Genomic DNA, 10111 nt, shown 5'->3' on the forward strand with positions numbered 1-10111 from the left:
CTAATTTTTCACCTGCTTTTAGTTGGATAATATCTCCAATTTTTGCGGTTGAAGCTTTGATTGTTTTAGCTACATTATTTTCTAAAATAGTAACTTCATCAGGTCTTTGGTCTAATAAAGCCTTAATATTTAATTTGGCTCGTTGAACTGCCAGAGTTTGAAATACTTCTCCAACCGCATAAAATAACATTACGGCAACACCTTCAGGAAATTCAGCTATTGCAAATGCTCCAATTGTTGCAATTGACATTAACAGAAATTCTGAAAAGACATCACCTTTTCTAATACTTTCAAAAGCTTCTTTAACAACAGGAACTCCAACAGGAATATAAGCTACAAGATACCAAGCAATTCGTACCCAACCTGTAAACCAAGATTGTGTAAAATAATTATCAAAACCAATGGCAACTAATAATAAAACGAAACTTATTATTGCTGGTAAAAACATTTGAAAGGTTGATTTTCCCTCGCTTGAATGATCGTGGTCATGTCCATCATCATCTGAATGCTCTTCATGATTGTTTTGGTCATTATCGTGACCATCATTGTGAACCTCTCTTTGTTTTTTTACTATTTTTGAGTTATCCTCATCGCCACAACAACTTTCTTTTTGGACTTTCTTTTTTAAAGGTCTATCCGCTAATTTATTTATTTTTTCTTCCTGTGAGCAACACATCATTTTACCTTGTGCATCATAAGTGTGCTCGTGTTTTGGGTCTTTATTTATCATTTTATACTTTATTAAATTATATAAAAAAAGGTTGCAAAATAGTTATTTACTATTTACAACCTAAACTTGTTTATTTACGAAATGTTATGCCTGAAAACTTGTAACCAATCCAATTAAAGCAGATAGCATTAATACACATTTCCAGCAATTGAGCCTGTTGTTCATCTTTTAAATTTTTTATGTTATTTCTATGATTCATATATGCAATTTTTATGCCATTGTTTCCGTATAATGAATTTTGGCGACGATCAGATACTATTTGATGTGTAATCTTCTTTATTTATATGGACTTCTAATGTGGTATGACTTATTTTATAACTGGAATTCAATTCTTTTTTGATTTTAAAAATGATGTCATTCATTTCTGTGATGGTAGTTTCCGGTTTCATAATAATATGGCCGCTCAACGCATTTACACCAGAGGTTAGTGACCAAATATGCAAATCATGAATGGAATCGACACCCGGGTTTTTTGAAATGTATTTTTCTACTGCATCATAGTTTACATCTTTGGGAACACCTTCTAACAGAATATCAACTGATTCCTTTAGTAAACCAAATGTCCTGGGCAAAATAAATAAACCAATTAGCGCACTTATGATTGGGTCGATTAACAGCCATCCTGTTGACAAAATAATAATTCCTGCAATAATAACCGCAATAGAACTGAGCATATCAGCTACAACTTCTAAGAATGCTCCTTTAATATTTATGCTTTCTTCTGAACCCGATTTAAGAATTTTCATAGATATTAAATTGATTATCAATCCAATTGAAGCAACAATTAACATTGAGAATCCTGCTACTTTTGGTGGATCTTGAAATCTTTGCCAGGCTTCATACAAAATATAACCAGAAATAAATATTAGCACAATTGCATTAATCAAAGCAGAAAATATTTCAGTTCTTAAATAACCATACGTTTTTTTACTATTTCGAAGTTTAGAAGCCATCCAAATTGCAAAAAGTGCCAATGCCTGACCTGCTACATCTGTTAACATGTGTGCTGCATCTGAAAGTAAGGCCAAACTATTTGACATAAACCCTACAATTACTTCAATAATAAAGTATATCAATGTTATTGTAAAAACAATTTTTAACGATTTGTTGTGTTTATTACCTGCTGATGTTGTTGTTTCTGTTGACATATTTATTTTATTCAAATTATAGTTTTCTGATATTAATCATTCTCATTTTCTTCTCCATGTTTATGAATCATTTTTTGTTTCCATTTTGCATACCATTTTTGATGGTGTAATGAAAGTAAAAAATATAATACCAAAGCTCCTACTATTGCTATGATAAACATATTTAATCCTACCGCAACACCTACGGCTGATGTACACCAAACGGTAGCTGCAGTTGTTAATCCATGCGATGTTCCTAAACTGTTATTGCGATATATTATACCAGCTCCAAGAAAACCCACTCCAGTGATAATGTTTGCAATAATTCTTGAAGCAGCTCCAGTATCATTAATTATATGTGTTGCAATGGCCGTAAACAATGTTGCGCCAATGCAAACGGCCGCATAAGTTCTTATTCCAGCATCTCTACCGTGTCTTTCTCTGTCTAAACCAATGAATGCTCCTAAAAGGAAGGAAACAATAAGTTTGGAAACTATAATTAATTCAATTTTTATATCCATATTTTTAAAGTTTCAGTAATTTTTAATCTTAAATATGAATTGCTTTATTGTTTGTTGCCATACACGCTTCACGAAATGCTTCAGTATAAGTTGGATGTGCATGACTGGTTCTTATAATATCTTCAGAAGATGCTCTAAATTCCATTGCAGAAACCGCTTCTGAAATCATATCTGCTGCTCTTGCTCCAATAATATGAACACCTAGTATTTCATCGGTTGTTGTATCGACTAATACTTTTACTAATCCATCTTCGTCTCCACTGGCTACGGCTCTACCTAGCGCTTTAAAAGGAAAATTTCCTAATTTGTAATTTATTCCTTTTTCTTTTAATTGCTCTTCGGTTTGACCTACAGAGGCAACTTCGGGCCAAGTATAGATTACGTTAGGTATTAAATTATAGTTGAGATGCGGTTTTTGACCTGCAATAATCTCGGCAACCAAAACGCCTTCTTCTGATGCTTTGTGTGCTAGCATTGCTCCACGAATTACATCGCCAATTGCATAAATGCCTTTTACATCAGTTTCTAATGTTGCTTCGTTTACAGGTATTTTTCCTTTGTCTAAAGTAATCCCGAGTATTTCTATGTTTAAACCTTCTGTATAAGGCTTTCTGCCTATTGCTACCAAGCAATAATCGCCTTTTATTTCTACAGTTTGTCCGTTAATTTCGGCTGTTATTATTACTTCGTTACCTGTATTCTCAACTTTTATAACTTTATGACTGAAGTAAAAATTAGGTGCGAAATCTTTTTTCATCGATTTTTGCAATTCTTTTCCCATCGTTTTATCCATTGTAGGAATCATAGCATCTGCAAATTCAACGAAGGAAATTTTTGACCCTAATCTGGCAAATACCGAACCCATTTCTGCTCCAATTACGCCTGCACCAATGACAATTAGATTTTTAGGAATTTCATTTAGACTTAATGCCTCTGTAGAAGTAATAATTCGTTTTTTATCTAATGGAATGAAAGGTAAAATTGTTGGTTTTGAACCTGTTGCAATAATAACATTGTCGGCAGTTATGCTTTCTTCTGTATTGTCAGTTTTTATAATTTTAATGGTATTTTTATCTGTAAAAGAACCCAAACCATTGTAAACTGTAATTTTGTTTTTTTGCATCAAATAATTAATTCCGTCATTAATTTTTCTGATTACCCCATTTTTGCGAGTTACCATTTGTACAATATCGGCTTCTAAAGCACCTGTTTTTATACCATGTTCGGCAAATGTATGTGTTGCGTTAAAAAAATGCTCGGAACTATCGAGTAATGACTTTGATGGAATACATCCTACATTAAGACAAGTTCCGCCTAAAGTACTGTATTTTTCGATGATGGCAACAGTTAATCCTAACTGTGCGGCTCTAATTGCGGCTACATATCCACCTGGTCCAGAACCTATAATTGCTAAATTGTATTGCATACTTGTATTTTTAATAAATATTATTTGGAAGAAAACTAATTTTTATTTAGTTATAATTTCGTTCGATTTTACTTCATTTATAATCCATTCTTTCGCTTTTTCTTTTTCCGATAATTCAAAATATCTCAGATTTGCCTTTGTAAATGGTTTCATTATTGAAAGCATACACTTTTCCCACTTTTTATCACCCACAATTGCAATAGTTTCTATATCATCGGAATGAGTAAATTTCATATTGCCATAATCAATTTCAATTATACCGTCTTCCCAAAAACCAGTCGAATCTGAACCAGAGCCATCATCCATTTCAAAATACCATCGCACTTTTCTACCAGTGCTTATAATATTATGAATAAACGGATGAATTTTTTCATAATCTTTAATACCCAATAAGTCATTCGCTCTTGTAGCAATAATATTTTCTCCAGTAAAATCTAAAAGCTGTAACATAATTCAACTATTTTTAAAGTTTAGAATCTTTTTGTTCGATAAAAAGGGAAACAACACGGGGAGAATAGGGCTGTTATGAAAAGCCCTATTGTACCTAATTTATCTATATTTGTTTTAAGTTTCATTATAATTAAGCTAATTAGTGGTCATGCCCTTCATGGCTTTTCTCAGAACCTTCTTCTGAATGATTATGTCCATCATGATTTTCTTTCGAATGGTCGTGTCCTTCGTGATTATCTGCTTTGGCTTCTATTAAGTCCATTTTACAAACTGGACAAGTTCCTTTTTTATCGTATGTTTTTCCTTTTTCACAATCCATTGGACATTCATAAGCTACTTTATGAGCTTCGCCTTCTTTGTGATTATGACCTTCGTGTTCAGTTGTAACTTCTGTTTTTTCATTTTTATTACAAGAAACTACACTTAATGTTGCAATGGTAAAAGCCAAAATTAAAATTGATTTTTTCATGATAATTTTATTTATTTAGATGAATTATTGTTGAATATTATTAATGTGCGTGTCCGCCACCGCCTTCACTTTTTAGTAAATGACTTTGTACATAATACGCTCCTTTTAGTACAATTTTTGCATTAGGTTCTATTTTTTGAAGTAATGTTACTTGCGTATATCCTAATTGTGTAGTTCCTGTTTTTACTTCAATACGTTGAAAATGGAATGTTTTTCCTTCAGCTTCTTCATGCTTATCTCCATCTTCGTGATTATGTCCTTCTTTTTCGTCATGTGCAACTTCTTCTTTGTGACCTTCTTCTAAAACAAAAATAAACTCTTTACCATCTGCTTTTATAATAGCTTCCGAAGGTAAAGCTTTAACTGTATTTGCTCCTGCATCTATAAGTGCATTTACATACATTCCTGGTATTAATTTTTGTTGATTGTTTGAAATATCTGCGTGTACAGCAACTGACTTTGTTTCGTTTTCAAATGATTTACCAACACTAAATATTTTACCATTAATTTCAGTATTATCTTGATTTGTTAGAATAAAACGTACATTTTGTCCTTGTTTTACTTTAAATAAATCTTTTTCATACACTAATAAATCTACGTGTAATTTAGAATTATCCACTATATTCATTAAAGGTTTACCAGCTTCAACATTACTACCAATTTTAATATAAATTTCTGTAATATTTCCTGAAATTGGAGCAATAACAGGAACTGTAGCAGTAGTATTTCCATTACCACTAATATTTAAAGTATTTAATTGTTTTTGTAGCGAATTATATCGAGCTCTTTCAATTTCGTATTCTGCCTTTGTTTTTTGAAATGTTTTCTTAGAATTAACTTCTTCATCGCTTAATGTTTTTTGTCTTTCAAATTCTAATTTTAAAAACTCCAAATTGCTCTTTGAAGTTAAATAAGCTTCTTGTAATTTAGTAAACTCTGGACTTTCAATTGTTGCGATGATTTGACCTTTACTTACATACTGCCCTTCTGAAATAGTAATAGTTTTTACAATTCCTGATGTATAAACTGAAACATCGGCTTGATTTTGTGGAGGTAACTTGGTATAACCATTTACATTTATTACTTCGCTTAAATTTTTATCTGAAAAAGTACCTAATTCTATACTTGATGCTTTAAACTGTGCTTCATTTAATTCCACTTCTTTAATTGTTGTTGGTTCTTTTTCTTCAGAATGACTTTCTTCGGTATTCGTTTCACCATCTGCATGTACGTGTCCATCACCTTCTGTATGGCGTAAAGAAAAATATAAAATAATAGCAAGAATTATTGTTCCTACTATTGATGCGTATATTATATTCGATTTTTTCATTTTATTATTTATTATTGATTGATACTATATTGAATTGTAATTATAGTTTGATTATAATTATAAATCGCTTCGTAATAATTTAATTGAATTTGACTTGCTGTTTCTATACTTTGAACATATTCCACATAAGAAATATCGCCGTTTTGATACCCTTTTGTTGCATTTTTGATGATTAAGTTAGCATTTGGCATTGCTGTGTTTTTATAATACTCAATTAATGAACCATAAGTGGTTAATTGTTCTGATTGTTGTTCTAAATGACTTTTGAATTGCTGATTTATATAATCTGCATTTTTCTGTTCTCGTTCAATATTTGTTTTTGCGGCTTTCGCTTTTGCTATATTACTCCCTGCAAATAGAGGGACTGCAATACCAACTGTAAATCCTTGAAATTGAGGAGAATTATTATAATAGGTTGATGTTCCGTTTACATCTTGATTACCTGTAATAGATTGCAAAAAATAACCAACTGAAAAATCTGGACTTAATGCAGATTTTTCGACTTTATGTATTGCTTGCGCTATTTGAACTTGTTGATTTGCTAATTGAACTATTGGATTTTGTTTTACCATTGAACTATCAACTTTTGCCATAGCTGGATATGGCACAAATGAAGTGTCTATTGCTATAAAATCAGTTTTTAGATCTAAAATTACTTTTAGCTTTGATTTTTCAATTGCAATTTGTGCTTTATTTTGCTTGATTTTTTGTTCTAATTCTTGCTGTTTAGCCGATGCAATTGTTTTTTCTAAAGCATTTGTTTCACCAGTTTGAAACTTTAAATTAGCTGACTTTACAAATTTTTGCATTACCACATTTTGCTTTTCTAAAACGTCATTTTCTTTTTCATAATACAATAAGGTATTCCAAGATTGTCTAATTGAATAGGTTACTTCTTGTTTTGAAACACCTAATTTAGTTGCACTAGCATTACTATATTCTTTAAGCAAGTTTCTTTTTGCACTTATTTGAAAAGGATTAAAACTTTGACTGATATTAAAATTTTTATCTTGAGCTTGCGAATTTATTTGCCCAAAAGTACCTAACAATTCCGTTTTAGGAAGTTCAAATGCTGTTTTTTGCATTTGCGTTTGCATTTTTACTTCTAATTCTGAAGCTTGAATATTTTGATTGTTTTTTAATCCAATTTCAAGTGCTTGTTTTACATCAAGTTTCTGAGTTTCTTGTGCGGTAACAGTAAATGAACCTAGTAAAAAAGCAATTACTAAAGCCGAATTATTCATAGTTTTTCTTTTAATTTTTATGCCTTTTTCAAAGTATAAATACAGAATTGGTAAAACTATTAATGTCAATAAAGTAGCCGTTATTAATCCGCCAATTACAACAGTTGCTAATGGTTTTTGAACCTCTGCTCCTGCACTACTACTTATAGCCATTGGGAGAAATCCAAGAGAAGCTACTGCAGCAGTTAATATTACAGGTCTTAATCTTACTTTAGTTCCTTCCTTTATTCTGTCATATACATTATCCATACCTTGTTTTTTAAGTTCATTAAAATAACCAATTAAAACAATTCCGTTTAATACCGCTACACCAAAAAGAGCAATAAATCCGACACCTGCTGAAATACTAAACGGCATATCGCGTAACCATAACGCCACAATACCACCAATGGCAGATAATGGAATAGCTGTAAATATTAATAAAGATTGTTTGATTGAATTAAATGTAAAATAAAGTAATACTAAAATTAATCCTAAAGCAATAGGAACAGCAACAGAAAGTCGTTTGTTTGCTTCGATAAGATTTTCAAATTGTCCGCCATAAGTAGTATAATATCCTTCTGGTAATTTTAGTTTATCGTCTAATTTAGCTTGAATGGTTTCTACTACTGTTTTTACATCAGCACCACGAACATTGAAACCTACAACAATTCTACGTTTTCCGTTTTCACGAGAAATTTGCATTGGTCCATCTTCATATTTTACATCTGCAATTTGTTCTAAAGGTATTTGACTACCTGATGGTAAGGTTACAAATAGAGCTTTTAGATTTTCAATATCTTTTCGACTATCATTATCTAATCGTACAACTAAATCGAAACGTTTTTCGCCTTCATATACAACTCCTGCTGTTTCTCCTGCAAAACCCATACGAACAACTTTATTTAAGTCGCCAATTTTTAAACCATATAATGCTAATTTATCTTTATTGTATCTAATTGTTATTTGTGGTAAACCTGCTACACGTTCTGCTTTAGCATCTGAAACACCTTCAATACCATTAATTAACTGCACTACTTCTTCACCTTTGCTAACTAACATATCAATATCGTCACCAAAAATTTTAACGGCAACATCACTTCTTACACCTGTCATTAACTCATTAAAACGCATTTGAATAGGTTGGGAAAACTCAGTAAACGCACCTGGAATATCTGACAAAGCATGTTCCATTTTTTCCATTAGTTCCTCTTTTGTTTCTGCGGAAGTCCATTCGCTTTTATCCTTCAAGAGAATAATCATATCTCCTGCTTCAATAGGCATTGGATCAGTAGGAATTTCAGCCGAACCAATTTTGGTTACAATCATTTTTACTTCGGGAAACTTATCTCTTAATATTTTTTCTGCTTGCGTGGTTGCTTCCACTTCTTGAGATAATGAACTACCTGATGCAATGATTAAATGCGTTGCAATATCACCTTCATCTAATGTAGGAATGAATTCACCACCCAACGAATTGAAAACAAATAAACTTGCAACAAATAAACCAATGGCAACCGCAATAATTGCTGCTTTAACTTGTAGTGCTTTTTCTAAAATTGGAGTGTAAAAATTATAGATAGCATCAATAATTTTATCGCTAAAATTCTTTTTATGTCCTGTTTGTTTTTTTAATGCCAAAGCCGACATCATAGGGACGTACGTTAAAGACAATATAAATGCTCCTAATATGGCAAAAGAAACCGTTTGTGCCATTGGACCAAACATTTTTCCTTCGATACCTACTAAAGCTAAGATAGGAAGATAAACAATTAAGATTATTATTTCTCCAAAAGCCGCACTACTTCTAATTTTTGATGATGCTTGATATACTTCGTCATTCATTTCTTGAGTGGTGAGTTTGCCTTTATTACTAACTTGGAGTCGATGTATTATAGCTTCTACAATGATAACCGCACCATCTACAATTAGCCCAAAATCGATAGCACCTAAACTCATTAAATTACCACTAACTCCAAAAAGTTTCATCATAGAAATGGCAAATAATAATGCCAATGGAATAACCGAAGCAACCACTAAACCTGCCCTCCAATTACCAAGTAGTAATACTAAAATGAAAATAACTATTAATGCTCCTTCAATTAAATTAGTTTGAACTGTACTTATAGCTTTGTTTACTAAAACGGTTCTGTCCATAAACGCCTCAATTTCTACACCTTCGGGAAGTGATTTTTTGATTTGTTCCATTTTGTCTTTAACCACCTTAACTACTTCACCACTGTTCTCACCTTTAAGCATCATTACCATTCCTGACACTTCTTCGCCTTTTCCATCTTTTGTAACTGCACCATAACGAATACTGCTACCTATTTGAACCTTTGCAACATCACGAATAAGAATAGGAATTCCGTTTTGATTTTTAACCACTATTTTATTTATATCGTCGATGCTACTGACCATTCCGACACCTCTAATAAAATAAGCATAAGGTTTTTTATCTATGTATGCACCACCTGTATTTTCATTATTATTTTCTAATGCTTCAAATATTTCAGTGATGGTTGTATTCATACTTCTTAGCTTGTCTGGAACAACAGCTATTTCATATTGTTTTAGGTTTCCACCTAAAGTATTTACTTCAGCTACACCTTTTGTACCGATTAATTGGGGCTTTATTATCCAATCTTGAATGGTTCTTAAATCAGTAGCGTTGTATTTTTCTTCGTACCCTTTTTTGGGAAATACTACATATTGGTATATTTCGCCTAAACCTGTACTTACTGGAGACATTTCAGGAGTTCCAACACCTTTTGGTATGGTATTTTCTGCTTCTTTAATACGTTCTGTTATTTGTGCTCTTGCCCAATAAATATC

7 protein-coding genes and 1 pseudogene are annotated in these 10111 nt (G+C 31.8%); all 8 read right to left on the reverse strand.

Going from position 1 to position 10111, the window contains the following annotated elements:
• A pseudogene (locus B4I81_RS04225) lies at positions 1-730 on the reverse strand (heavy metal translocating P-type ATPase); the annotation flags it as partial.
• A 248-nt stretch (positions 731-978) separates the two neighbouring features.
• On the reverse strand, positions 979-1878 hold the full coding sequence (locus B4I81_RS04230) for a cation diffusion facilitator family transporter (RefSeq protein ID WP_276976202.1): 900 nt from the start codon (positions 1876-1878) through the stop codon (positions 979-981).
• Between the two features lie 32 nt (positions 1879-1910).
• The gene (locus tag B4I81_RS04235) at positions 1911-2378 is read right to left on the reverse strand and encodes an MgtC/SapB family protein (protein WP_276976199.1); all 468 of its coding nucleotides are present in this window, start codon (positions 2376-2378) and stop codon (positions 1911-1913) included.
• Positions 2379-2406: 28 nt separating this feature from the next.
• Positions 2407-3804: a dihydrolipoyl dehydrogenase gene (gene lpdA, locus B4I81_RS04240; RefSeq protein WP_291108031.1), complete on the reverse strand. Its 1398-nt coding sequence runs from the start codon at positions 3802-3804 to the stop codon at positions 2407-2409.
• Positions 3805-3846: 42 nt separating this feature from the next.
• The gene (locus B4I81_RS04245; RefSeq protein WP_276976192.1) at positions 3847-4254 is read right to left on the reverse strand and encodes an STAS/SEC14 domain-containing protein; all 408 of its coding nucleotides are present in this window, start codon (positions 4252-4254) and stop codon (positions 3847-3849) included.
• 139 nt (positions 4255-4393) lie between these two features.
• Positions 4394-4723: a heavy metal-binding domain-containing protein gene (locus B4I81_RS04250; RefSeq protein ID WP_291108034.1), complete on the reverse strand. Its 330-nt coding sequence runs from the start codon at positions 4721-4723 to the stop codon at positions 4394-4396.
• Between the two features lie 40 nt (positions 4724-4763).
• On the reverse strand, positions 4764-6053 hold the full coding sequence (locus tag B4I81_RS04255; RefSeq protein WP_291108037.1) for an efflux RND transporter periplasmic adaptor subunit: 1290 nt from the start codon (positions 6051-6053) through the stop codon (positions 4764-4766).
• Between the two features lie 11 nt (positions 6054-6064).
• Positions 6065-10111 (reverse strand): CusA/CzcA family heavy metal efflux RND transporter (locus B4I81_RS04260; protein ID WP_291108040.1); only part of this gene is annotated, 4047 nt, incomplete at its 5' end.

Origin of the sequence: Flavobacterium sp. UBA6195 (assembly GCF_002422095.1) — a bacterium.
Taxonomy (GTDB): Bacteria; Bacteroidota; Bacteroidia; order Flavobacteriales; family Flavobacteriaceae; genus Flavobacterium.

What these genes read in the sequence shown, in the direction of transcription:
- B4I81_RS04230 (WP_276976202.1), bottom strand. Translation starts at nt 1,878, where the DNA reads ATGTCAACAGAAACAACAACATCAGCAGGTAATAAACACAACAAATCG.
- B4I81_RS04235 (WP_276976199.1), bottom strand. Translation starts at nt 2,378, where the DNA reads ATGGATATAAAAATTGAATTAATTATAGTTTCCAAACTTATTGTTTCC.
- lpdA (WP_291108031.1), bottom strand. Translation starts at nt 3,804, where the DNA reads ATGCAATACAATTTAGCAATTATAGGTTCTGGACCAGGTGGATATGTA.
- B4I81_RS04250 (WP_291108034.1), bottom strand. Translation starts at nt 4,723, where the DNA reads ATGAAAAAATCAATTTTAATTTTGGCTTTTACCATTGCAACATTAAGT.
- B4I81_RS04245 (WP_276976192.1), bottom strand. Translation starts at nt 4,254, where the DNA reads ATGTTACAGCTTTTAGATTTTACTGGAGAAAATATTATTGCTACAAGA.
- B4I81_RS04255 (WP_291108037.1), bottom strand. Translation starts at nt 6,053, where the DNA reads ATGAAAAAATCGAATATAATATACGCATCAATAGTAGGAACAATAATT.